We start from the raw sequence: 21,779 nt of genomic DNA on the forward strand, positions 1-21,779 counted from the left end.
CAGGTGCTGCCGAGCCTACCTCAGCCGCCGGCCTCATGCGCCCACGCCGACGTTCAGGGTCGCGGCATAGCCCTGGCTGACGTTGCCGCTGACGCTGGCCAGCTGGCTGCTGACGCCGTCGCTGAAGACATTGTCGGTCGCAAAGCTGATGCGGGCGAAGTTGCTGCTGCTGGCGTTGTAACCGGTGGCGCTGCTGTAGACCTGCTGGCAGATCGCCTCGGGGAAGGCGATCTGCGAGGTGCGCAGCTTGTTGGCATAGCCGCTGGCCAGGGCCTGGCTGCGGTAGACCTCGAAATGCATATGCGGCATGCGGCCGTCGTAGCAGCCGGGGAAGATGGTGTCGAAGACCACCAGGCCGTCGCTGCCGCTGCTTTGCACGCCGCGCAGATAGTTCTGGTCGGTGACGCCGCTGGAGTACATGGAGTAGCGGCCTTCGCGATCGCAGTGCCAGAGGTAGACGGCATAACCCGACAGATCGGCGCAGCTGCTGCTGTTGCTGTTTTGCAGGCGCAGGGTCAGCGTCAGCGGCACGCCGCCGGCCAGGCCGCTGGCGCCGGCAATGCTGCTGCGGATGTCGCGCCGCACGATGCCGCTCAGGGCCAGCGCATTGGCGATGCTGCCATTGGCGCTGTTGGAGCCGTCGCCCGGATAGGGGCCGGCCGTCTCCTCGGGAATCAGGGGGCAGGCGCTGTTGTTGCTGCCGCCACCGCCGGTGCTTCCACTCGAGCTGCCGCCATTGGAGCTGGAACTGCTGCCGTCCGAGCCGCCACCGCCTCCGCAGGCCACCAGGCCCAGGCTGCTGGCCGAGCCCGCCACCGCGGCGAACCAGGCCAGGGCCCGGCGGCGCTGCAGGCGACCGGCTTCGAGGCGGGCCAGATCGAGCTGCAGGCCATGGTCGTGGTGCTCGCCGCTGGCATGGGCGGCGGTGATGGGGCGAGAGGATGAGGTGTGACGCGACATGACGGGAACTCCTGCTGCAACAAGGCTTGATCGGGGCGGAGCGCCCTGGGCATACCTGCATGCTGGGGCTCGGCCAGGCAGCGGGGCTGCCTGCAGGCCATTGGAGCGGCGTCGTTTGTCGGCGGTTCAGTCAGTTTGTGTCGGAGCTGACACAGCGCGTTCAGGGGCCGCTCGCGCGGGCCGCGGGCTCGCGGTCCAGCCAGGCCTGGCCTGCGACGCGCAGGCCTTGCTCCGACAGCTGCCGGGCCAGAGCCGGGCCGATGCCGCGCACGCGTTGGCGCAGATCGGCCCATCCTTCAAAGGCCTGCTGCTGGCGCGCCTGCAGCAGGCGCTCGACCAGGGCAGGGCCCAGGCCGCGCAGCGATTCCAGCTGGGCGCGGCTGGCGGTGTTGAGTTCCAGCGGCTTGAGGCTGGGATGGCTCTGGGCGCTGGCCAGGGGTGGCCTCGCCAGGCTGGCCACAGCCAGGCCGCACATCAGCAGCTGGCGGCGAGAGGGGGCGGCGTCCATCGGCGTCATCTCGTGCTCGCGCCTCGCCGCTGGGCTCACTCGCCGTTCTGTGCCCGCACCATGGCGGCATAGGCGCCGTCGCGGGCCAGCAGCTCGGCGTGGCTGCCCGATTCACTGACGCGACCCTGGCTCATGACATGGATCTGGTCGGCGCTGCGGACGGTGGACAGGCGGTGGGCGATCACGATCAGGGTCTTGCGGCCCTGCCACATCTCCAGCGCTTGCTGCACGGCGCGTTCGCTCTCGGTGTCCAGGGCCGAGGTGGCTTCGTCGAAGACCCAAATCGGCGCGTCGCGGTAGAGCGCGCGGGCAATCGCCAGGCGCTGCCGCTGGCCGCCGGAGAGCTTGCTGCCGTTGGCACCGATGAGGGTGTCCAGGCCTTCGGGCAGCTGCTGCACAAAGTCCCACAGATGGGCGGCGCGCAGGGCTTGCTCCAGCCGCGCCGGGTCGCGCGGCTGGGCGTAGGCAATGTTCTCGGCCACCGAGGCATCAAACAGCACGATGTCTTGCGACACCACGGCGAACTGGCGGCGCAGATGGGCTCGCTTGAGCTCGGCGATGTCCACGCCGTCGAGCAAGACTTGACCCTGGTCGGGCGTGCCGAAGCCCAAGAGCAGGTGGATGATGGAGCTCTTGCCCGCGCCGGAGGATCCGACCAGGGCGGTGGTCTGGCCCGGTGAGAAGTGCAGGTTCAGCCCGTCCAGCGCGGGGCGCTCGCTGCCCGGGTACTGCAATCGAACTTCGCTCAACTGCAGCTCGCCGCGGCATTGCTGCAGCTCACGCTGGCCACGGTCGGGCTCGGCCGGCATGTCCAGCAGCTCCAGGCAGCCGCGCGCGATCACCAGGGCATTGGTGATGGGCTGGGCCAGATCGCTGAGGTGGCGCAGGCGCGAGGTCAGCAGCAGCAAGGCGGTGACGAAGGCGGCGAACTCACCCACGCCGGTGTTGGCCTGGCGCGCCTGCAGCAGGGCCACGCAGATGATCAGGGACAGACCGACGCTGGCGATCAGCTGCGACAGCGGCTGGCTCAAAGCGCCGGCGGCCACCGCCTTGAGGCTGCTGCGCTGCAGCTCGCGCGCGCGATCGGCAAAGCTCTTGCGCTCATGCTCGACCGCATCGAAGCTGCGCACCACGCGCCAGGCGCGGGTGATGTCGTCGACCTTGTTGACCAGCTGCAGCTGGGCCTCGTAGCTGCGGCTGGACATGGCGCGCACGCGCTGGTTGACCTTCTTCACCACCACGGCCATCAGCGGCGTCACCACCATGGCCAGCAGGGTCAGCTGCCAGTTCATGTAGAGCAGGGTGCCCAGCATGGCCAGGGCCGGCAGACCGTCGCGCAGCACGGTGATCAAGGTATTGCCCAGCAGCGAGAGGATCTGCTGCGGATCGTTGACCACCTTGGTCACCGCCGTGCCCGGTTGCAGGCTGGTGAAGACGCGCGCATCGGCCTTGAGCAAGGCCTCCAGCAGGGCGGCGCGGAAATCCATGACGCTGCGGCTCAGCGTCCAGTGAAACAGATACTGGCCGAGGAAGCCGAACAGGCCGCGCACCGCGAACAGGCCGATCAGCGTCACCGGCACCCACCAGACGCTGAAGGCATCGCGGGCAAAGCCATCGCCGAACACGTACTTGATCAGCTGCGGAATCAGCGGTTCGGTGGCCGCGGCGCCGATATAGGCCAGGATGGTCAGCGCCAGGCCGCCGCGGTAGGGCCGCACGAACTGACGCAGGCGTTTCGCGATCTCACGATCGGTTTGTGGGGCGAGGTCGCCGGGTTCAACGGGCGGCGTGCTGGAGGAGGGCTCGGGAACAGGCGCGGTCATAGCCTCGGATTGTCGCCGCTGTTCCTATACTGCCGGGCATGACCGATTCCCCCCGTTCCGCATCCGCCACAGGCCCAGCGTCGACCAGTTCACCCTTGCGCGTGCTTCATTTCGTCACCGGCGGTTTCTCAGGCGCCACGCAGGTGGCCGTGGATCTGGCGGCCTCGGGCGCGCAGGAAGCCGGGATGCAGACCTTGCTGGTCTTGCGCAGCAAGCGCAGCACCGAAGCGGCCCGGGTTCAGGCGCTGCGAGATCGGGGGCTGGATGTGGAACTGGTGCCGGGCTGGTCGCATCTCGCGACCTTGTGGGCGTTGTGGCGTGTGTGCCAGCGCTGGCAGCCACATCTGTTGGTCGCGCATGGTTTCCCCGAGCATCTGCTCGGCCGCTGGGCAGGCTGGTGGGCGAGGGTACCCGTGCTGGTTCAGGTGGAGCACAACTCACGCGAGCGTTACAGCCCCTGGAAGCTCTGGCAAGCGCGTCGCCTGAGCCTGCACAGCGCGCGCTTGGTCGGCGTCTCCGAGGGCGTGCGGCAGCAGCTCTTGAAGCTCGGCATGCCAGCTGAAAAAACCCAGGCCATTCCCAACGGGGTGAATCTCGCGCCCTTTGCTTCGGCGGGCGAACGCGATTGGGCACAGCGGCAGCCGGGCATTGTCATGTCGGCGCGCTTCGCGCGTCAGAAAGATCACCTGACGCTCTTGCGGGCTCTGGCGCTCTTGAAGGCGCGTGGCTTGCGTCCCTCGCTGCTGCTGGCCGGCAGCGGCAAGCCCGGCTATCGACGCCGTGCCGAGGCCGAGGCAGCGCGCCTGGGTTTGCGTGATCAGGTGCAATTTCTCGGGCATCACGCGGGCATGCCGGAACTGCTGATGAGCCAGCGCATCTGTGTGCTTGCCACGCATTACGAAGGCATGCCACTGGCTCTGGTGGAGGGCATGGCTGCAGGCTGCGCCTGCGTCGCCTCTGATGTGGCCGGTGTCAGCGAGGTTTTGCAGTCAGGGCACACGGGACTCTTGGTGCCTGAGAACGATGCCCAGGCTCTGGCCGATGCCTTGCAAAAGGTGCTGGAAGACGAGGACTTCGGCGCCCGCCTCGGTCGGGCCGCACGAGAGCGGGCCTTGCAGGAGCATGGCCTGGATTTGATGCGGCAACGCTATGCCGCGCTGTTTCGCAGCTTGGCGGCGTCGCTCAGCCGGTGAAGCGGGCGCCGGCCTGCCGCAACCAGTGGGCCAGCCGCAGGCCTCGCCAGAACCAGCCGCGCCGCCAGCAGGCGCGCAGCAGCTGCTGCGGCGCCAGCGGCGAACTGCGCTCGAAATCGGCCCGATAGTCACGCAACAGCTGTGAGCGCGCCTCGTCGCTGAGCTCACGGCTGCGCTGTGCAAAACGGCAGGCCGTGACAAAGGTTCGTGCGGCGTACTGTGCCAGGGCCTGTTCGCCGCCTTCGTGGTGCACGCCTGCAGCACGCAAGCGTTGGGGCAGGCCGACCAGGGCGCCCATCATGTCCTGCACCTTGCGGGTGTTCATGCTGGCCAGGATGCTGCCTTCGCGTTGTCGATAGGCGACGCACACCCGTGGCAGGTGGCTGTAGCTGCGGCAGCGCAGCAGCAGCTCAGGCGTGGTGTACATGTCTTCAAAGTAGCGGCCTTCGGGGAAACGGAGATCGCTGCCCCAGATCTCGCGCTTCGCGATCTTGCTCCAGCTGTGCAGCAAACCTTGGCGGAATACCCCTTCGAGCAAGGCGCCACGGTCTTGCAGTCGCTGGGCGGGAGGGCCTGCGAAAGTCCGGCGGTGCAATTCACCGCGCAAGCGGTGCTTGAGCCGTTCCCGTTCGCGCAGCACCCGGAAATCGACCAGAACCAGATCCGGGCTTTGCAGTTCGCGAATCTGGCCGGCCAATGCCGCGAGCGCCCCGGGCATCAGCAGGTCGTCGGAATCGAGGAACCAAAGGTAGTCTCCCTGGCTGGCTTCGAGCAAGCTGTTGCGTGCGGCGCTGAGGCCGCGGTTGCGCTCATGGCGGAGCAGGCGCAGCGGATGAGGCGCTTGCGCCGCCAGCTCGCCCATCAAGCGCGCCGAGCCGTCGCTGGAGGCGTCATCGAGCAGCAGGATTTCAACCCCGTTCAGTTCTTGCGAGAGCACCGAGTTCAGGCACTCGCCGAGGTAGGCCTCGACGTTGTAGACCGGGATCAGGATGCTGAGCCAGGGATTCGAGCTGGAACTGGGTGTGGATTGAGCCGGGTTCATGGTGGGCTCGCTGGCATCAGCTGCGCCAGGGCGCTGGAGGGCAGGACAGGTCGTCGCGCCAAGCCTTGTTCGAGAACCCGGCGGTCAGGGCCGCGAAGCTTGATCAAGGCAGGTAGTCGGGCGGGGCAGGGGGTCAGGGCCAGGCGGGTGTAGAGATGACGCTTGCGCCAACCCAGGGCTGCATGCAGGGCGTAGGCCGAATCCTCGGCGCGCAGCAGGGCGAGGCGGAAGCGCTGCGGCTCACGGTCCAGCAAGTCCGCCACGGCCACGTGCATCAGCAAATAGCGCTGAAAGTCAGGGGTCAGGTCTTGCACCACACGTTCGAAGCGTCCCTGGTCTTGCAGCGATTGCAGCAAGGATTCGGCCCCAATCTGCAAGGCATGGTCCAGGGCTTGTGCCCAGGCCTTGGCAAAGCCGCTGCCGGGCACGGCCGCCAGGAACCAGTTTTCGATCAAGGGCAGCTCGGGGCGGTTGCTGTATCGATCGATGTAGAAACCGACGAACTCGGATTGCTGCGCTTGTTGAGCTTGGTGCACCCAATCCAGGTTCTGGCTCAGCAGTGTGGAGGCATCCATCCAGATGCCGCCATGGCGGGCCAGCAACTGGATGCGTAGCCAGTCTGCCTGGCGGTAGGCGGGCAGGGCGTCAAAGCAGGCGCCCAGAGCCGAGGCCGGAAACCAGCGCTCCAGCGTGGATCGCTGCAGCAGGCGCAACTCATGGTCGGGCGCCAGGCGTTGCCAGTTGGCCAGGCACTGCTGGATCAAGAACGGAGGCTGGTCCTCGTTCCAGTAGGTCCAGATGATCTTGGGGATGCGCGCTCGCGAGGGCTGTGCGTCCGCGCCAATCAGTTGCTGCCGCACCTGCAGCGGTGCCTGGGCGCGCAGCACGCGCAGCAGTTCGCGCAGCGCCAGGCCCAGAGCCAGCAGCAGGCTCAGGCCAACGGCCAGGCCCATCCATTCCAGGCTGCTCATTCCCGCCAATGCTGGGCGATCCAGGGCGCTGGCTTGGCGTGGCGCCAGTTGCCATTGGTGCGGCCTTCCAGGGCGTCCGGCGGGTTCATCACGCCGTGGAAGATCAGGATGCGCGCGCCGTGCGGGATGAAGGGCTCGCGCCAGTAGCTGCTCGGCCAGAAGGGTATGCAGTGGTATTTGTAGCTGGCGCACCAGCTGGCATCCCAGTAGCGGACCTTGCCCTGCTTGTGCAGAACGGCAGTCAAGAAGGCTTGTTCGTTGCGGAAATCGGCCTTGGCTTGAGCCTGGTTCTCGCGGAACTGCTGCAGCACATCGGCATGCGCGCCCAGCTCGAAGCGGTAGACCGAGGAGTTGCCGGTGATGCGCCAGGGGCGCTTCCAGTCGTGGATGATCAGGAACTCGCCCGGCACCTCGAAGAAGGGCGTGATGTCATCGACGATCACCACATCGAGGTCGAGGAACAGGGCCGTGCCCTTGAGCCCATGCAGGTCAGCCTCGAAGGTGGTCAGCTTCTTCCAGCCGCGCTCGGGCTCGCCATTGGGCAGCGTCAGCTCGGGGATGGGCAGGCATTGCACCTCGGCGCGAATGCCTTCGCTGCGGTCCGTCAGGCAGACGAATTTGAACTCGCCCTTGAGGTGGCGCCGCACCATGGCGTAGAGCCGGTTGACGTATTCGGGGCCGTACTTGGTGCCCCATTTCATGCAGATGACGATTCTCATTGGAGCGACTTTGCAACTCTTCTGTATTCCCGAGCGGCACCCACGGAACCGGCTTGGCCGGGCCGTCGGGTGCGCCCCCTTGAGGGGGCCGGCGAAGCCGGTAGGGGGTGGGTCATAACTCTTCGACGTGGCGCGGCGGGTAGGTGTCCCAATTGAGGCAGCCCGGGCATTGCCAGAAGTAGTGCTGGGCTTCAAAGCCGCAGGCGGCACAGCGGTAGCGCTGCAAGGGGCGCGCGGCGCGCTCCAGCGCGGTGTTGACGAGCTGGGCTTCGTCTTCGCTGAGCTGGCTGTGGGATTGTTGCAGCAGGCCGCGCGCGGCCGAGAGATTGCCTTGCTCGCGCAGATGCTCTTGCAGGCGCTGGCGCTGGGCCGGGCCATCAGGGTCCAGCTTGGCGATGGCCGCCAGCAGATGCATGCCGGGCGCCCGCTGGTACTGGGCGCTCAGCGCCGCCAGCGCGCGTGAGCGCGTGTCCGGCTGGCCCTGGGCCAGGGCCGCATCGGCGTAGTCCCGTGCCACGAGATTGAAGGCCTCGGGGTTGAGCGTCAGCAGCTCGGCGTAGGCGGCCATGGCGGCTTCGTGCTGGCCGGCGCGGGCCAGCATCTGGCCGCGCAGCACATGGGCGCGTGCCGACTGCGGGGATTGCTGGCGTGCTTCATCGAGCAGGCGGCCGGCTTCAAGAAGGTCTTGCTGGGCCTGCGCGGCCAGGGCCAGTTCGCAGAGGTAGTGGGCAATCCGAGCGGAGAAGGAGGCGGTGCCGCTGCGCTCCAGCTCACGCGCCACCTCGACGGCGCGGCGCCAGTCGCGCGAACGCTCGAACAGCGAGAGCAGGGCCAGCTGCGCCTCGTTTTCGTAGGGCGTGCCGCGCAGGGCGAGGTAGGCCGCCTCGGCGCGGTCGAACAAGCCGGCTTTGAAGAAATCCTGCGCCAGGGCCGACTGCGCGCGTTCGCGCTCGGCCCGCGGCAGGTCGCCGCGTTGCAAGAGGTGCTGGTGCACGCGCACCGCGCGCTCGTACTCGCCGCGGCGACGGAACAGATTGCCCAGGGCGAAATGCAGCTCGGTGGTGTCGGGGTCGTTCTGGACGGCCTCGATGAAGGCGTCGATGGCTTTGTCCTGCTGCTCGTTCAGCAGCAGATTCAGGCCTTTGAAATAGGCCTTGGGCGCATCGCGCTGCTCACGTTTCCACTGGCGGGTGTCCAGTTTGGAGGCCAGCCAACCCAGCGCGAAGGCGATCGGCAGGACCCAAAGAAGCCAGCGAAAGTCAAATTCCATCGTGCAGGGCGGGGCCGTTCAAAGGGTCGTTGGGGGCAGCGCTGGCCGGCGGGGTGCTGCCATCGGGGTTCGGGGCGATGCGCTTGGCCAGGCGGCGGTGCTTCCACCAGGCCGGCACCATGGCCAACACACCCACGGCGCAGCCGAGGCCAAAAGCCAGCAGCACGATGATGACCAGAGGGGCACGCCATTCGTGGCCGAAGAACCAGCGCACGACGCTCTCCTGGCTGTTGTTCAGCGCGAAGGCGAAAAGCGTGAAGAAGAGGAAGGCCCGCAGGAGCCAGACAAGGATTCGCATGGAGCAATGATTCTAGTGCGTGGCCGCGGGCTGCCACGCTGCTGGCGCGAGACACTGTGGCGGCGCGAGAGGGCGCCCGCCGCAGGTCCATGGGGTACTCAGACCTTGGCGGCTGCGGCGTAGTCGGCGGCTGCCGAGCTGTTGGCGTCCACCGCCTCGCGCAAGGCCTTGCCGGGCTTGAAATGCGGCACCAGCTTCTCGGGGATCAGCACCTGCTCACCGCTGCGTGGGTTGCGGCCCATGCGGGGCGGACGGCGGTTGACCTGGAAGCTGCCGAAGCCGCGAATCTCGATGCGGTGGCCGCGCGCCAGGGCGTCGGACATGGCGTCCAGAATGGTCTTGACGGCGAACTCGGTGTCGCGCTGGGTCAGCTGGCCAAAGCGGTCGGCCAGCAGGGCAACGAGGTCGGATCGGGTCATGGGATGCGGGGTCCAGTGGGCTCAGGGGTTCTCATAAAAAAGGCCCGCGCTCCTTGCGGAGGGCGGGCCTTTTGGATGTAGAGGCTTTGCGGTCTCAGCCAAGTCGTTGGTATCGCGACTTGGCCTTCGCTAGCCACAGACTCCTTCCGGAGTTTGTGTGCGAGCTCAGCCATTTCGCTGGTATTGCGAATTGGCCTTCGACAGGCATGAGTCCCTTCCGGGACTCATGTCCGGTCTCAGCCCAAACGCGTGTATCGCGTTTCGGCCTTCGCTAGCCACAAACTCCTTCCGGAGTTTGCGTGCGAGCTCAGCCCTGGTTGTCCAGCTTGGCGCGGAGCAGGGCGCCCAGGCTGGTCGTGCCAGCGTTTTCACGCTCGGCCGAGGCCGACAGGCGCTGCATGGCTTCTTGGTTGTCGGCGTTGTCCTTGGCCTTGACCGACAGCTGGATGTTGCGGGTCTTGCGATCCACATTGATGATCAGGGCGGAGACTTCGTCGCCTTCCTTCAGAACATTGCGGGCGTCTTCGACGCGATCGCGGCTGATTTCGGAAGCGCGCAGGTAGCCCAGCACTTCGTCAGCCAGCTCGATCTCGGCGCCACGGGCGTCCACAGTCTTGACCTTGCCGGTCACGATCTGGCCGCGGTCATTGACCGTGGTGTAGGTCGTGAACGGGTCGCTGTCCAGCTGCTTGATGCCCAGGGAGATGCGTTCACGCTCGACGTCCACGGCCAGCACCAGGGCTTCGACTTCCTGGCCCTTCTTGAAGTTGCGCACAGCAGCTTCGCCGGTTTCGTTCCACGACAGGTCGGACAGGTGCACCAGACCGTCGATGCCTTGGGCCAGGCCCACGAACACGCCGAAGTCGGTGATCGACTTGACCGGACCCTTGACGCGGTCGCCGCGCTTGACGGTTTCAGCGAAATCTTCCCAAGGATTGGCCTTGCATTGCTTCATGCCCAGGGAGATGCGACGCTTGTCTTCGTCGATTTCCAGGACCATGACTTCGACTTCGTCACCCAGGGTGACCAGCTTCGAAGGCGCAATGTTCTTGTTGGTCCAGTCCATTTCGGACACGTGCACCAGACCTTCGATGCCCGGCTCGATTTCCACGAACGCGCCGTAGTCAGCGATGTTGGTGATCTTGCCGAACAGGCGGGTGCTGGTCGGGTAGCGGCGGGCCACGCCGAACCACGGATCGTCGCCCAGCTGCTTCAGACCCAGCGAAACGCGGTTCTTCTCGGCATCGAACTTCAGGATCTTGGCGGTCAGTTCCTGACCGACGGTGACCACTTCGCTCGGGTGACGGACACGGCGCCATGCCATGTCGGTGATGTGCAGCAGGCCGTCGATACCGCCCAGGTCCACGAAGGCACCGTATTCGGTGATGTTCTTGACCACGCCCTGAACGATGGCGCCTTCGGCCAGCGTTTCCAGCAGCTTGGCGCGCTCTTCGCCCATCGAAGCTTCGACCACAGCACGGCGCGACAGCACGACGTTGTTGCGCTTGCGGTCCAGCTTGATGACCTTGAACTCCATGGTCTTGCCTTCGTACGGGCTCATGTCCTTGACCGGACGGGTGTCCAGCAGGGAGCCCGGCAGGAAGGCGCGGATGCCGTTGACCAGCACGGTCAGGCCGCCCTTGACCTTGCCCGACACGGTACCGGTCACGAAGTCGCCCGACTCCAGTGCGGTTTCCAGCGACAGCCACGAGGCCAGACGCTTGGCCTTGTCGCGCGACAGGATGGTGTCGCCGTAGCCGTTTTCGATGGCGTCGATCGCCACCGAGACGAAGTCGCCGATTTGAACTTCCAGCTCGCCCTGGTCGTTCTTGAATTCTTCGATGGGCACGTAGGCTTCGGACTTGAGGCCTGCGTTCACAACCACAAAGCTGTGTTCCACACGCACCACTTCGGCAGAGATGACTTCGCCGGCGCGCAGGTCAGAGCGCTGCAGCGATTCCTCGAACATGGAGGCGAACGATTCGCCGAAAGATGCGGTTTGGGTTTGGGACATGGTGTTTCCTGTGCCAGCGGATCAAGGCGTTTGACCGGCGGACGATGGGTGCTGGGCCTTACGGCTTCGCGGGTTAGGTTGTAGACAAGACCGGTCTTGATGAACTGACGTTCGGAAGGGAAGACCGGTCCGGCGTGGACATGAGTCGTTTGCGGATCAACGCTGGTCTGCAAACGACCCCGCTTGGGCCCACCAATCCAGCACCAGATCCTTTGATTCCTCAATGGACAGGGCCGAGTTGTCGAGCTCGCGCGCATCTGCGGCAGGGGCTAAAGGCGAGGCCTTGCGGGATTTGTCCTGCAAGTCACGCGCCTCCAAATCTTGACGCAAGCCCGCGATGCTAGCCGAAATCCCCTTGGAAATCAATTGCTTGTAGCGCCGCTCGGCCCGTGTGGCGGCGCTGGCGGTCAGGAAAACCTTGAGCGGTGCGTCGGGGAAGATGGCCGTGCCCATGTCGCGGCCATCGGCCACCAGGCCGGGCAGGCGCCGGTAGTCAAGCTGCAGCTGATGCAGGGCGTGGCGCACCTCGGAGTGCGCCGCCACCTTGGAGGCGAGCAGACCGGTGGTTTCCAGGCGCAGGGCGTCGGTGATGTCGTCGTCGCCCAGCAGCACGCGCCCACGGCTGAAGTGCAGGTCCAGGCGTGCGGCGATGGCGGCTACAGCCTGGCCGTCGTCCAGATCGGCGCCGGCCCGCTGGGCGGCCAGGCCGCTGGCGCGGTAGAGCATGCCCGAGTCCAGCACCACATAGCCCAGAGCCTGCGCCACCTCGTCGGCCAGCGTGCCCTTGCCCGAGGCGGTGGGGCCGTCGATGCAGATGACCGGGATGTCCTTGCTGCGCGCCTTGGCGACGCTGAACAGGGTTTCGAAATAGTCCGGAAAAGTTTTGGCCACGCAATGCGGCTCCAGAATGCGCACCGGCACCGAGGGCGTGGTCTTGCCGGCCACCAGGCCGTTGAAGGCGGCCAGCGAGAAGCACATGGCCACGCGGTGGTCGTCGTAAGTGTGGATGGCGGCGGCCTGCCAGCTCTGCAGCGGCTGCACGCGCAGCCAGTCCGGGCCTTCTTCCACCGTGGCGCCCAGCTTGCGCAGCTCGGTGGCCATGGCGGCGATGCGGTCGGTTTCCTTGACCCGCCAGCTGGCGATATTGCGCAGGGTGGTCGGCGAGTCGGCGTACAGCGCCATCACCGCCAGGGTCATGGCCGCGTCGGGGATGTGGTTGCAATCGAGCTCGATGCCGCGCAGTGGCCAGCTGCCCCGGCGCACTTCCAGCCAGTTGGGGCCAGCTTCCACGCGCGCGCCCATGGCTTGCGCCGCCTCGACAAAGCGCACATCGCCTTGCAGCGAGGCACTGCCCACGCCTTCGATGCGCAGTGGCGCTTCGGTGGCGGCCAAAGCGCCGAGCGCCACAAAGTAGGAGGCCGAGGACGCATCGCCCTCGACGTGAACCGCGCCGGGCGAGCGGTAACGGCTGCCGGCGGGAATCGTGAAGCGCTGCCAGCCCTCGCGCTCGACGGCGATGCCGAAGCGCTTGAGCAGTTCCAGCGTGATGTGGATGTAGGGTTTGGAGATCAGCTCTCCCAGAACTTCGATGACGATGGGCTGCTGCTGCGCCACCAGGGGTAGGGCCAGCAGCAGGGCGGTCAGGAACTGGCTGGACACATCACCGCGCACCTGCACCGGGGCGCTGAAGTCCAGGTCCGAAGGCCCGCTCAGGCGCAGCGGCGGATAGCCTTCCTGGCCCAGGCACGCGATCTGGCAGCCGCGCGCGCGCAGGGCATCGACCAGGTCGCCAATCGGGCGCTCATGCATGCGCGCCACGCCGCTCAGCTCGAAGCTGCCGCCTTGGGTTGCGGCCAGCAGGGCCAGGGCGGCCGTCAGCGGCCGCATGGCCGTGCCGGCATTGCCGAGGAAGAGCTGGGCGGCGTCGACCTTGAGATGACCGCCGATGCCGGTGACCTGCAGCACACCGTGGTCCGAGGTTTCCAGGCGGCAGCCCAGGGCCTTGAGCGAATCCAGCATGACGGCGGTGTCGTCACTGTCCAGCAGGTCGTGGACTTCGGTCGTGCCCTCGGACAGGCCGGCCAGCAGCAGCACGCGGTTGGAGATGCTCTTGGAACCCGGCAGGCGCACGGTGCCGGCGGCGCTTCGCAGCGGCGGCAGGTCGAGGAAAGGAATCTTGTACATGGCGGACGAAAAGACAAAGGAGCCGGCCGCAGGGCGGGCCGGCGAATGCGTTCACTTGGGCGCGCGCGGCGCGGCCAACTGCCACTGGCTGCGGGCATCCGAAATCAGGCGGATGCGGGCTTCCAGCGCGGCGGCGTCGTCATTCTTGAGCAGCGCTTCCAGCGCGTCGAGCGCCTGACGGAAGCGCTGCGACTGCACCAGCACCTCGGCCTTGTTGGCCATGAGGATGTCGCGCCAGACCGTGGGTTCGCTGGCGGCGATGCGGGTGAAATCGCGGAAACCTGGGCCAGCCAGGCTGAGGTAGTCGCGGCCGGCCGGTTGGGCCGCCACCGACTGGAAAAAGGCGAATGCCAGCAGATGCGGCAGATGGCTGACGGCGGCGAAGGCCGCGTCGTGGTTCTGCGGCGTCATCTTGAGCACCTGCGCACCCAGGGCCGACCAGACATCGGTGGCTTTTTGCACCAGGGCCGGCCGGGTCTGTGGCAGCGGCGTCAGGATGACCTGGCAGTCCTGGTACAGATTGGCGTCGGCGTTCTGCACCCCGCCCGATTCCTTGCCGGTGATCGGGTGCGCCGGCACGAAGGAATCGATGTGCTTGCCCAGGGCTTGCTGCGCGGCGCTGACCACATCGCATTTGGTCGAGCCCACGTCCATCAGCAAGACCTTGGGGCTGATCAGATGGCGGATGGCTTTGAGGGTGGTTTCGGTGGCCGAGACCGGCACGGCCAGCAGCACGATGTCGGCACCCGAAACGGCCAGCAGGGCCGACTCGGCCACCTGGTCGATCACGCCCAGTCGCTTGGCCATCTCGGTTGTGGAGGGCGATTTGCTGTAGCCCACCACATGCTTGACCAGGCCGGCTTTTTTCATGGCCAGGGCAAACGAGCCGCCCATCAGGCCGCAGCCGATCACGCCGAGTTGGTTGAACATGGGTGCTGGCTCCCTCAGGCTTTCAAGGGGTAGGCGCCGATGACCTTGAAGAAGGCGCAGGACTCGCGCAGCTCGGTCAGCGCCGCGGCCACATGGGGCTCGGACGGGTGGCCGTCCAGGTCGATGTAGAAGTAATAGTCCCACTGGCCGGTGCGGGCCGGGCGCGATTCCAGGCGTGTCATCGACACGCCGTGGGTCTTCAGCGGCACCAGCAGGTCGTGCATGGCGCCAGGGCGGTTGGGCACCGAGACGATCAGGCTGGTGCAGTCGCGGCCGGTGGCCGGCGGCGTGGCCATGGTCTGCGGCAGGGTGATGACGGCAAAGCGGGTGCGGTTGTAGGCCTCATCCTGCACCGCATGGGCCACGATGTGCAGGCCAAACAGGGCGGAGGCGCGCTCGCTGGCGATGGCGGCATAGGCCGGGTTGGCGGCCGCGAGGCGGGCGCCTTCGGCATTGCTGGAGACGGCGCGGCGCTCGGCGTTCGGCAGGTGCTTGTTCAGCCAGTTCTGGCATTGGGCCAGGGCTTGCGGATGGGCCAGCACGGCCTCGATGCCCTGCAGGCTGTTGTCCTTGCGCAGCAGGTTGTGGCGGATCAGCAGGCTGACCTCGCCGACCACATGGGTGGGGGTGTGCAGGAACAGGTCCAACGAGCGGGTGACCACGCCCTCGGTCATGTTCTCCACGCCGACCACGCCGTACTGGGCGCTGCCCGAGGCGGTGGCATGGAAGACTTCGTCGAAGCTGTTGCAGTAGATCAGGTCGGCCGCGCCGCCGAAGTACTCGATGGCAGCTTGTTCGCAGAAGGTGCCAAACGGCCCCAGCACGGCCACGCGCTGCGGTGATTCCAGGGCCAAGCAGGCCGACATGATCTCGCGCCAGATGGCGCTGACGTGCTCGTCTTTCAGCGGGCCCCGGTTGGCCTGGCGGATCTTCTCGATCACCTGCGCCACACGGTCGGGGCGGAAGAAGGGCGAGCCTTCGCGGCGCTTGACCTCGCCCACCTGTTCGGCCACGCGGGCGCGGCGGTTCAGCAGGTCCAGCAGTTGCTGGTCCAGCGCGTCGATCTGCTGACGCAGGGTGCCCAGTTCGGGCAGCGGGGTGCTGCCGTCCGTATCAGCCATATTGAGCCTCGAAATCCTTCAGGTAAGCCACCAGGGCTTGCACGCCCTCCAGGGGCATGGCGTTGTAAATCGATGCCCGCATGCCGCCCACCGACTTGTGGCCTTTGAGTTGCAGCAGGTTTCGCGCCTTCGCACCGTTCAGGAAGGATTCGTTCAGCTGCGGCGTGTCGTACGCGCCGCGCAGGTAAAACGGGACATTCATGCGCGAGCGGCATTCGGCCGCCACGCGGTTTTCAAACACCGAGGAGGCATCGAGCGCTGCGTAGAGCAGGGCGGCCTTCTCGATATTGCGCTGTTCGATGGCAGCCACGCCGCTCTGCTCGCCGTGGCGGAAGGCCTTGAGCCACTGGAACACCAGGCCGGCCACGTAGATGCCAAAGGTCGGCGGCGTGTTGTACATGGAGTTCGCCTCGGCCACGGTCTTGTAATCGAAGGCCGAGGGGCAGATGGCCATGGCATGGCCCAGCAGGTCTTCGCGCACAAACACCAGGGTCAGGCCGGCCGGGCCGATGTTCTTCTGCGCGCCGGCAAAGGCCAGACCGACGCGTGACCAGTCGATGGCCCGCGAGAGCACATGGGAGGAGCAATCGACCACCAGCGACGCCTCGCTGCCGAGCGCAAGCAGATCGGGGAGCTCGTGGAACTCCAGCCCGTCAATCGTTTCGTTGGAGCAGATGTGCACATAGGCCGCATCGCGGCGCAACTGCCAGCTGCTGGGTGAGGGCAGGCTGCGGTAGCCGCCCGGGCCGCTGTCGGCAGCAATCTGCACATCGGCATAACGCCGCGCTTCCTGGGCGCTTTTCTTGGACCAGGAGCCGCTGACCACCGCGTCCACCTTGCCCAGGCCCTGGCGACCGGCCAGATTCATGGGCACGATGGCGTTCTCGGCCAGGCCGCCGCCTTGCATGAACAGGATGCGGAAGTGGCTGGGGACTTGCAGCAGCTCGCGCAGATCGCGCTCCGCGGTCTCGGCGATCTCGGTGAACTCGCGGCCGCGATGACTCATCTCCATCACGCTCATGCCGGAGCCGTGCCAGTCCAGCATCTCGCCGGCCACTTGCTGCAGCACGGCTTCGGGCAGGGCGGCCGGGCCGGCGGAAAAATTGAACGGGCGGGAGCTCATCGGATCAGGCCTGGTCGGGTCAACAACAGCGAAATCGGGTGGCGGAGCTGGCGCGGCGGGGCCAGTTGGCCTGTTGCCAAGGCCGGCGTCGGGCGCGCTGATGCGCCTATTGCGTCGGACCTTGGCGGCCTTGCCAGCCAGCTTGATTACTTCTTCGGTGCTGGCGCGGTCGGTGCCGAAGCGGGTCGGGCCGGAATACCCAACTGCTTGGCCACGCTTTGCTGCAAGGCTTTGTAGCGGGTGTCCAGCGTGTTGCCGGTATCGGCCATCAGCTTTTCGGTCAGCGCTTTTTGCATTTCGCCGCCCATCTGGCTGAACTTCTTGTTCACGGGGGACTCCAGCCAGGCCAGCAGTTGCTTGAGTTCGTCTTCCGTGAAGCGTTCGTCCAGCATGGTGCCGATGGTGCTGGGGGCCAGCTTGATGGCGCGGTCACGCAGCATCGGGCCGTTCTCCTCGGCAAACTTCTTGACTTCGGCTTCGATCGACTTGGCGGTCGCTTCGCGTTTTTCGGGCGGCAGTTGCTGCAGGGCGGCACCGGCGCCTTGCATCAGATTGCCCAGCGGGCCTTGCAGCACCGCGCGGGACAGGTTCTCGATGCCGGGTTGCTGCACTTGCAGCAATTTGGCGATCAGCTCTTTCTTGGCGGGCGACGAGGCAGCCGCCGGTGCGCTTTGAGCGTGGCTCAGGCTGGCACCGACGAGCAGGGTGGCTGCAGCAGCCACGGCCTGGATGGCCTTCATGGCCTTGATGGACTTGGAGTTCAAGCTTATTCCTTGGTGGAGTCGTCGCTGGCGGCGGCGTCGTCGGCGCCGGTGGAGTCGCCGTCTTCGGGGGTGGAGCTGGCTTCGGCGTTGCTGTTGTCAACCGCATCGTTTTCCACGATGCGCTGCAAGCCGGAGAGCTTGCTGCCGTCGTCCAGGGCAATCAGGGTCACGCCTTGCGTGGCGCGGCCCAGTTCACGGATCTCCGACACCCGGGTGCGCACCAGCACGCCGCGGTCGGTGATCAGCATGATTTCATCGTCGGGGCGCACCAGGGTGGCGGCCACCACGCGGCCATTGCGCTCGCTTTGCTGGATGGCGATCATGCCCTTGGTGCCGCGGCCGTGGCGGGTGTACTCGACGATGGCGGTGCGCTTGCCGTAGCCGTTTTCGGTGGCGGTCAGCACGCTCTGGTTTTCGTCTTCGGCCACCAGCATGGCGATCAGGCGCTGCTCGGGCTCCAGCATCATGCCGCGCACGCCGCGGGCGGTGCGGCCCATCGGGCGCACATCGTCTTCGTCAAAGCGCACGGCCTTGCCGCCATCGCTGAACAGCATCACATCGTGCTTGCCGTCGGTCAGCGCGGCGCCGATCAGGTGGTCGCCTTCGTCCAGGTCCACGGCGATGATGCCGGCCTTGCGCGGGTTGCTGAAGTCCTTCAACGAAGTCTTCTTGACCGTCCCCATGGCCGTGGCCATGAAGATGAAGTGATCTTCGGGGAAGACGCGGAACTCACCGGTCAGCGGCAGCACCACGGTGATCTTTTCGTCCTGCTGCAGCGGGAACATGTTGACGATGGGCTTGCCGCGCGAGGCGCGCGAGCCCTGCGGCACTTCCCAGACCTTGAGCCAGTAGACGCGGCCGCGGTTGCTGAAGCACAGGATCCAGTCATGGGTGTTGGCGATGAAGAGCTGGTCGATCCAGTCGTCATCCTTGGTCTGCGTGGCCTGCTTGCCGCGACCGCCGCGCTTTTGCGCGCGGTATTCGCTCAGGGCCTGGCTCTTGATGTAGCCGGTGTGCGAGAGCGTCACCACCATGTCGGTGGGCGTGATCAGGTCTTCCGTGCCCAGTTCCTGGGCGTTGTGCTCGATGGTGCTGCGACGTGCTCCGACCTTGGTCTGGCCGAACTCCTGGCGGACCTGCACCAGCTCTTCGCTGATGATGGCGGTGACGCGGGCGGGCTTGGCCAGGATGTCCAGCAGATCGGCGATCTGGGCCATCACATCCTTGTATTCGCCGACGATCTTGTCCTGCTCGAGGCCGGTCAGGCGCTGCAGACGCATCTGCAGAATTTCGCTGGCTTGGTCGTCCGAGAGGCGGTACAGGCCGTCATCCTGCATGCCATACATGGTCGGCAGGCCCTCGGGGCGGAAGGCGTTGCGGCCGCCGGGCGTGTCGCCCTCGGCACGCGACAGCATCTCGCGCACCAGCGAGGAATCCCAGCTCTTGGCCATCAGCGCCGCCTTGGCGACCGGCGGCGTCGGCGAGGTCTTGATGGTCTCGATGAACTCATCGATATTGGCCAGAGCCACGGCCAGGCCTTCCAGCACATGGCCGCGCTCACGCGCCTTGCGCAGGCTGAAGATGGTGCGGCGGGTGACGACTTCGCGGCGGTGCTCCAGGAAGACCGTGATCAGGTCCTTCAGATTGCACAGCTTGGGCTGACCGTCGATCAGCGCCACCATATTCATGCCGAAGGTGTCTTGCAGCTGCGTCTGCTTGTACAGATTGTTCAGCACCACTTCGGGCACTTCACCGCGCTTGAGCTCGATCACCACGCGCATGCCGGACTTGTCGCTCTCGTCCTGGATGTGGCTGATGCCTTCGATCTTCTTTTCGTGCACCAGCTCGGCAATGCGCTCGAGCAGGGTCTTCTTGTTAACTTGATACGGGATCTCGTCAACGATGATGGCCTGGCGGTTGCCGCGGTCGATGTCCTCGAAGTGGACCTTGGCGCGCATCACCACCTTGCCGCGGCCGGTGCGGTAGCCGTCGCGAGCGCCGGACAGACCGTAGATGATGCCGGCGGTCGGGAAGTCGGGCGCCGGAATGATCTCCATCAGCTCGTCGATGGTCGCTTCCGGGTTTTTCAGCGTGTGCAGGCAGGCATCCACCACCTCGTTGAGGTTGTGCGGCGGAATATTGGTGGCCATGCCCACGGCAATACCGGTCGAGCCATTGACCAGCAAATTGGGGATGCGGTTGGGCAGAACCAGGGGTTCTTTTTCCGAGCCGTCATAGTTGGGTCCGAAATCGACGGTTTCCTTGTCGATATCGGCCAGCATTTCGTGGGCAATTTTGTCCAGGCGGATTTCGGTGTAACGCATGGCTGCGGCGTTGTCGCCGTCCACCGAGCCGAAATTGCCTTGGCCGTCGACCAGCATATGGCGCATGGAAAAGTCCTGCGCCAAGCGGACGATGGTGTCGTACACCGCGGTGTCACCGTGCGGGTGGTATTTACCGATCACATCGCCAACGATACGGGCCGACTTCTTGTAAGGCCGGTTCCAATCGTTGTTGAGTTCGTGCATGGCGAACAGCACGCGCCGGTGCACGGGCTTGAGGCCGTCCCGTGCATCGGGCAGGGCGCGCCCCACGATCACGCTCATCGCGTAATCGAGATATGAACGCCGCATCTCCTCTTCGAGGCTGATCGGCAATGTTTCCTTGGCGAACTGGGTCATGCGCTTGTGCGCGGCTCCATGGTTGAGATGGGCCTGCATCGTTGAGGACAGAAGCCGCCGATTCTAAAGGCCTGCGGCTGTAGCACCTTTGCAACATTCGTCACTGACCCTGCATAGGAGGCCGCCACAATACGGCGCTATCGGTGCCCTATGGCACAATCGATGAGTCCCTAGGAGAAACCCGTATCAGGGTATCTTTGAGGTTTTTGTTCAAGTACTGGGCACTCGCAGTGCAACTGCGGCATTCCTTGAGAGGAGAATTCATGAAGAAATTGAACCGCGTGGCATCGCTCTTCGCCGTCGCCGCTTTTGCTGCGTCTGGCGCAATGGCGCAGACCGTCGACAACTGGCGCGCCACCGATGGCACCGTGTGGAAGAACGGTAGCAACGAACACTGCTGGCGCGATGCCAACTGGACCCCGGCCACTGCCGCCAAGGAATGCGACGGCGCACTGAAGCCCGCCCCCAAGGCTGAGCAGGCACCCGCTCCCAAGGCTGCTGAGCCTGTGGTTGCTCCCCCGGCACCGAAGCCGGTCGTGGTGCCGCCGAAGCCGGTCAGCGAAAAGGTGACCTACGCTGCTGATGCCTTCTTCGACTTCGACAAGGCTGTGCTGAAGCCTGAAGCCAAGGCCAAGCTGGACGACCTTTACAGCAAGACCAACGGTGTGAACCTGGAAGTCATCATTGCCGTCGGCCATACCGACTCGGTGGGTTCGGATGCTTACAACCAGAAGCTGTCGGTGGCTCGTGCTGAAGCCGTCAAGGCCTATCTGGTGAGCAAGGGCGCTGAAAAGAACCGCGTGTACACCGAAGGCAAGGGCGAGAAGTCGCCTGTGGCCGACAACAAGACCGCCGAAGGCCGCGCCAAGAACCGCCGCGTGGAAATCGAAGTGGTTGGTACCCGCAACAAGTAAGTCCTGAGTCGGGCGCGCTGCGCGCCCTCTCAAATCAACCCCGCACGGCTTCGGCTCCTGCGGGGTTTTTTTATGCCGGCGTGGCTTGAGCCTTTCGCCGAACTGGTGAATCTTTGTTGCTACCATCCGCGCCATGATCAATGCTGACCCTCAAGAGCTCGCCAAGTTTGGTGACCTCGCCCACCATTGGTGGGACACCGAAAGTGAATTCAAGCCGCTCCACCAGATCAACCCGCTGCGCCTGGATTGGGTCTCGTCCTATTGCCCCCTGGCTGGCAAACAGGTGTTGGACGTGGGTTGCGGCGGTGGCATCCTGACCGATTCCATGGCGCGCCGCGGTGCCAAGGCGCTCGGTATCGACCTCGCCACCAAGGCGCTCAAAGTGGCGCAGTTGCATGCGATGGAGGCGGGAACTGAGGGCGTCGACTACCGCGAGATTGCGGTGGAGGCCTTGGCCTTGGAGCGGCCGGCCAGTTTTGATGTGGTGACCTGCATGGAAATGCTGGAGCACGTGCCCGACCCGGCTTCCGTGGTCCAGGCCTGCGCGGATCTGGTCAAACCAGGAGGCTGGGTTTTTTTGTCCACCCTCAGCCGCAATGCCAAATCATTTTTGCAAGCGATTGTGGGTGCGGAGTACGTGCTCAAGATGCTGCCTGCCGGCACTCATGAATACGCGCGCTTCTTGCGCCCCTCGGAATTGGCGCAGTTCTGCCGCAATGCGGGCTTGGATCTGCAGGCCAGCCGTGGCTTGGGCTACAACCCGATCAATCAGCGCTACAGCTTGAGTGCCGATACCAGCGTCAATTACATGCTGGCCTGCCGCAAGTCCTCATGAGCAGTGTCTG

General features: G+C 65.6%; 19 protein-coding genes. 3 read left to right on the forward strand and 16 right to left on the reverse strand.

What is annotated here, in order from left to right; all coding sequences use genetic code 11:
• Positions 1-33 precede the first annotated feature (33 nt).
• The 3 genes from AC1Q6P_RS20725 to msbA all read right to left on the reverse strand — a co-directional run bounded on the left by AC1Q6P_RS20725 (position 34) and on the right by msbA (position 3,291).
• Entirely contained in the window at positions 34-960 is a 927-nt protein-coding gene (locus tag AC1Q6P_RS20725) for a peptidase associated/transthyretin-like domain-containing protein (protein WP_492663519.1), read from the reverse strand.
• Positions 961-1,120: 160 nt separating this feature from the next.
• The gene (locus AC1Q6P_RS20730) at positions 1,121-1,468 is read right to left on the reverse strand and encodes a ComEA family DNA-binding protein (RefSeq protein WP_492663518.1); all 348 of its coding nucleotides are present in this window, start codon (positions 1,466-1,468) and stop codon (positions 1,121-1,123) included.
• Positions 1,469-1,503: 35 nt separating this feature from the next.
• Positions 1,504-3,291: a lipid A export permease/ATP-binding protein MsbA gene (gene msbA / locus AC1Q6P_RS20735; RefSeq protein ID WP_492663517.1), complete on the reverse strand. Its 1,788-nt coding sequence runs from the start codon at positions 3,289-3,291 to the stop codon at positions 1,504-1,506.
• A gap of 38 nt (positions 3,292-3,329) precedes the next feature.
• Here msbA and AC1Q6P_RS20740 point away from each other — a divergent pair, with 38 nt between their 5' ends.
• A complete protein-coding gene (locus tag AC1Q6P_RS20740; RefSeq protein WP_492663516.1) occupies positions 3,330-4,484 on the forward strand; it encodes a glycosyltransferase in 1,155 nt (384 codons plus the stop codon).
• On the opposite strand, the gene AC1Q6P_RS20745 is transcribed toward AC1Q6P_RS20740, so the two are convergent.
• The 13 genes from AC1Q6P_RS20745 to gyrA form a co-directional block, all read right to left on the reverse strand.
• A complete protein-coding gene (locus tag AC1Q6P_RS20745) occupies positions 4,474-5,526 on the reverse strand; it encodes a glycosyltransferase family 2 protein (protein ID WP_492663515.1) in 1,053 nt (350 codons plus the stop codon). The two genes, AC1Q6P_RS20740 and AC1Q6P_RS20745, sit on opposite strands and share 11 nt — an antisense overlap.
• Positions 5,523-6,497 (reverse strand): glycosyltransferase family 32 protein, encoded by a 975-nt coding sequence (locus AC1Q6P_RS20750; protein ID WP_492663514.1) that lies wholly within the window; start codon positions 6,495-6,497, stop codon positions 5,523-5,525. The genes AC1Q6P_RS20745 and AC1Q6P_RS20750 overlap by 4 nt, the downstream gene beginning before the upstream one ends.
• Entirely contained in the window at positions 6,494-7,216 is a 723-nt protein-coding gene (locus AC1Q6P_RS20755) for a glycosyltransferase (protein ID WP_492663513.1), read from the reverse strand. The genes AC1Q6P_RS20750 and AC1Q6P_RS20755 overlap by 4 nt, the downstream gene beginning before the upstream one ends.
• 112 nt (positions 7,217-7,328) lie before the next feature.
• Positions 7,329-8,486, reverse strand: a complete 1,158-nt coding sequence (lapB, locus tag AC1Q6P_RS20760; protein WP_102770218.1) for a lipopolysaccharide assembly protein LapB — start codon at positions 8,484-8,486, stop codon at positions 7,329-7,331.
• Entirely contained in the window at positions 8,476-8,784 is a 309-nt protein-coding gene (locus AC1Q6P_RS20765) for a LapA family protein (RefSeq protein WP_492663512.1), read from the reverse strand. Before AC1Q6P_RS20765 ends, lapB begins: the two co-directional genes overlap by 11 nt.
• 98 nt (positions 8,785-8,882) lie before the next feature.
• Positions 8,883-9,203, reverse strand: a complete 321-nt coding sequence (locus tag AC1Q6P_RS20770) for an integration host factor subunit beta (RefSeq protein ID WP_102770220.1) — start codon at positions 9,201-9,203, stop codon at positions 8,883-8,885.
• 307 nt (positions 9,204-9,510) lie between these two features.
• Positions 9,511-11,217 carry a 30S ribosomal protein S1 gene (rpsA, locus tag AC1Q6P_RS20775; RefSeq protein WP_102770221.1) on the reverse strand — a complete coding sequence of 569 codons (1,707 nt, stop codon included), beginning with the start codon at positions 11,215-11,217 and terminating at the stop codon, positions 9,511-9,513.
• 156 nt (positions 11,218-11,373) lie between these two features.
• Positions 11,374-13,401, reverse strand: a complete 2,028-nt coding sequence (locus AC1Q6P_RS20780; protein ID WP_492663511.1) for a bifunctional 3-phosphoshikimate 1-carboxyvinyltransferase/cytidylate kinase — start codon at positions 13,399-13,401, stop codon at positions 11,374-11,376.
• Positions 13,402-13,452: 51 nt separating this feature from the next.
• Positions 13,453-14,331 carry a prephenate dehydrogenase gene (locus AC1Q6P_RS20785; RefSeq protein ID WP_492663510.1) on the reverse strand — a complete coding sequence of 293 codons (879 nt, stop codon included), beginning with the start codon at positions 14,329-14,331 and terminating at the stop codon, positions 13,453-13,455.
• Between the two features lie 14 nt (positions 14,332-14,345).
• Entirely contained in the window at positions 14,346-15,452 is a 1,107-nt protein-coding gene (gene pheA / locus AC1Q6P_RS20790) for a prephenate dehydratase (RefSeq protein WP_171826111.1), read from the reverse strand.
• Positions 15,445-16,575 (reverse strand): 3-phosphoserine/phosphohydroxythreonine transaminase, encoded by a 1,131-nt coding sequence (serC, locus tag AC1Q6P_RS20795; RefSeq protein ID WP_492663509.1) that lies wholly within the window; start codon positions 16,573-16,575, stop codon positions 15,445-15,447. The genes pheA and serC overlap by 8 nt, the downstream gene beginning before the upstream one ends.
• A 146-nt stretch (positions 16,576-16,721) precedes the next feature.
• Complete coding sequence (locus tag AC1Q6P_RS20800; RefSeq protein ID WP_492663508.1) at positions 16,722-17,339, reverse strand: DUF2059 domain-containing protein; 618 nt, start codon at positions 17,337-17,339, stop codon at positions 16,722-16,724.
• 2 nt (positions 17,340-17,341) lie between these two features.
• The gene (gyrA, locus tag AC1Q6P_RS20805; protein ID WP_492663507.1) at positions 17,342-20,020 is read right to left on the reverse strand and encodes a DNA gyrase subunit A; all 2,679 of its coding nucleotides are present in this window, start codon (positions 20,018-20,020) and stop codon (positions 17,342-17,344) included.
• A 263-nt stretch (positions 20,021-20,283) separates the two neighbouring features.
• Between gyrA and ompA the strand changes: the two genes are divergently transcribed.
• Both ompA and ubiG read left to right on the forward strand, forming a co-directional pair.
• Positions 20,284-20,934 carry an outer membrane protein OmpA gene (gene ompA / locus AC1Q6P_RS20810; RefSeq protein ID WP_492663506.1) on the forward strand — a complete coding sequence of 217 codons (651 nt, stop codon included), beginning with the start codon at positions 20,284-20,286 and terminating at the stop codon, positions 20,932-20,934.
• Positions 20,935-21,058: 124 nt separating this feature from the next.
• Positions 21,059-21,769 (forward strand): bifunctional 2-polyprenyl-6-hydroxyphenol methylase/3-demethylubiquinol 3-O-methyltransferase UbiG, encoded by a 711-nt coding sequence (ubiG, locus tag AC1Q6P_RS20815; protein ID WP_492663684.1) that lies wholly within the window; start codon positions 21,059-21,061, stop codon positions 21,767-21,769.
• Positions 21,770-21,779: the final 10 nt, after the last annotated feature.

The sequence above is a fragment of the Roseateles sp. GW835-FHT13E02 genome, assembly GCF_058794035.1.

Bases quoted from the DNA above. Each gene is read 5' to 3' on its own strand.
- AC1Q6P_RS20725 (WP_492663519.1), bottom strand. From the start codon at position 960: ATGTCGCGTCACACCTCATCCTCTCGCCCCATCACCGCCGCCCATGCC.
- AC1Q6P_RS20730 (WP_492663518.1), bottom strand. From the start codon at position 1,468: ATGGACGCCGCCCCCTCTCGCCGCCAGCTGCTGATGTGCGGCCTGGCT.
- msbA (WP_492663517.1), bottom strand. From the start codon at position 3,291: ATGACCGCGCCTGTTCCCGAGCCCTCCTCCAGCACGCCGCCCGTTGAA.
- AC1Q6P_RS20740 (WP_492663516.1), top strand. From the start codon at position 3,330: ATGACCGATTCCCCCCGTTCCGCATCCGCCACAGGCCCAGCGTCGACC.
- AC1Q6P_RS20745 (WP_492663515.1), bottom strand. From the start codon at position 5,526: ATGAACCCGGCTCAATCCACACCCAGTTCCAGCTCGAATCCCTGGCTC.
- AC1Q6P_RS20750 (WP_492663514.1), bottom strand. From the start codon at position 6,497: ATGAGCAGCCTGGAATGGATGGGCCTGGCCGTTGGCCTGAGCCTGCTG.
- AC1Q6P_RS20755 (WP_492663513.1), bottom strand. From the start codon at position 7,216: ATGAGAATCGTCATCTGCATGAAATGGGGCACCAAGTACGGCCCCGAA.
- lapB (WP_102770218.1), bottom strand. From the start codon at position 8,486: ATGGAATTTGACTTTCGCTGGCTTCTTTGGGTCCTGCCGATCGCCTTC.
- AC1Q6P_RS20765 (WP_492663512.1), bottom strand. From the start codon at position 8,784: ATGCGAATCCTTGTCTGGCTCCTGCGGGCCTTCCTCTTCTTCACGCTT.
- AC1Q6P_RS20770 (WP_102770220.1), bottom strand. From the start codon at position 9,203: ATGACCCGATCCGACCTCGTTGCCCTGCTGGCCGACCGCTTTGGCCAG.
- rpsA (WP_102770221.1), bottom strand. From the start codon at position 11,217: ATGTCCCAAACCCAAACCGCATCTTTCGGCGAATCGTTCGCCTCCATG.
- AC1Q6P_RS20780 (WP_492663511.1), bottom strand. From the start codon at position 13,401: ATGTACAAGATTCCTTTCCTCGACCTGCCGCCGCTGCGAAGCGCCGCC.
- AC1Q6P_RS20785 (WP_492663510.1), bottom strand. From the start codon at position 14,331: ATGTTCAACCAACTCGGCGTGATCGGCTGCGGCCTGATGGGCGGCTCG.
- pheA (WP_171826111.1), bottom strand. From the start codon at position 15,452: ATGGCTGATACGGACGGCAGCACCCCGCTGCCCGAACTGGGCACCCTG.
- serC (WP_492663509.1), bottom strand. From the start codon at position 16,575: ATGAGCTCCCGCCCGTTCAATTTTTCCGCCGGCCCGGCCGCCCTGCCC.
- gyrA (WP_492663507.1), bottom strand. From the start codon at position 20,020: ATGACCCAGTTCGCCAAGGAAACATTGCCGATCAGCCTCGAAGAGGAG.
- ompA (WP_492663506.1), top strand. From the start codon at position 20,284: ATGAAGAAATTGAACCGCGTGGCATCGCTCTTCGCCGTCGCCGCTTTT.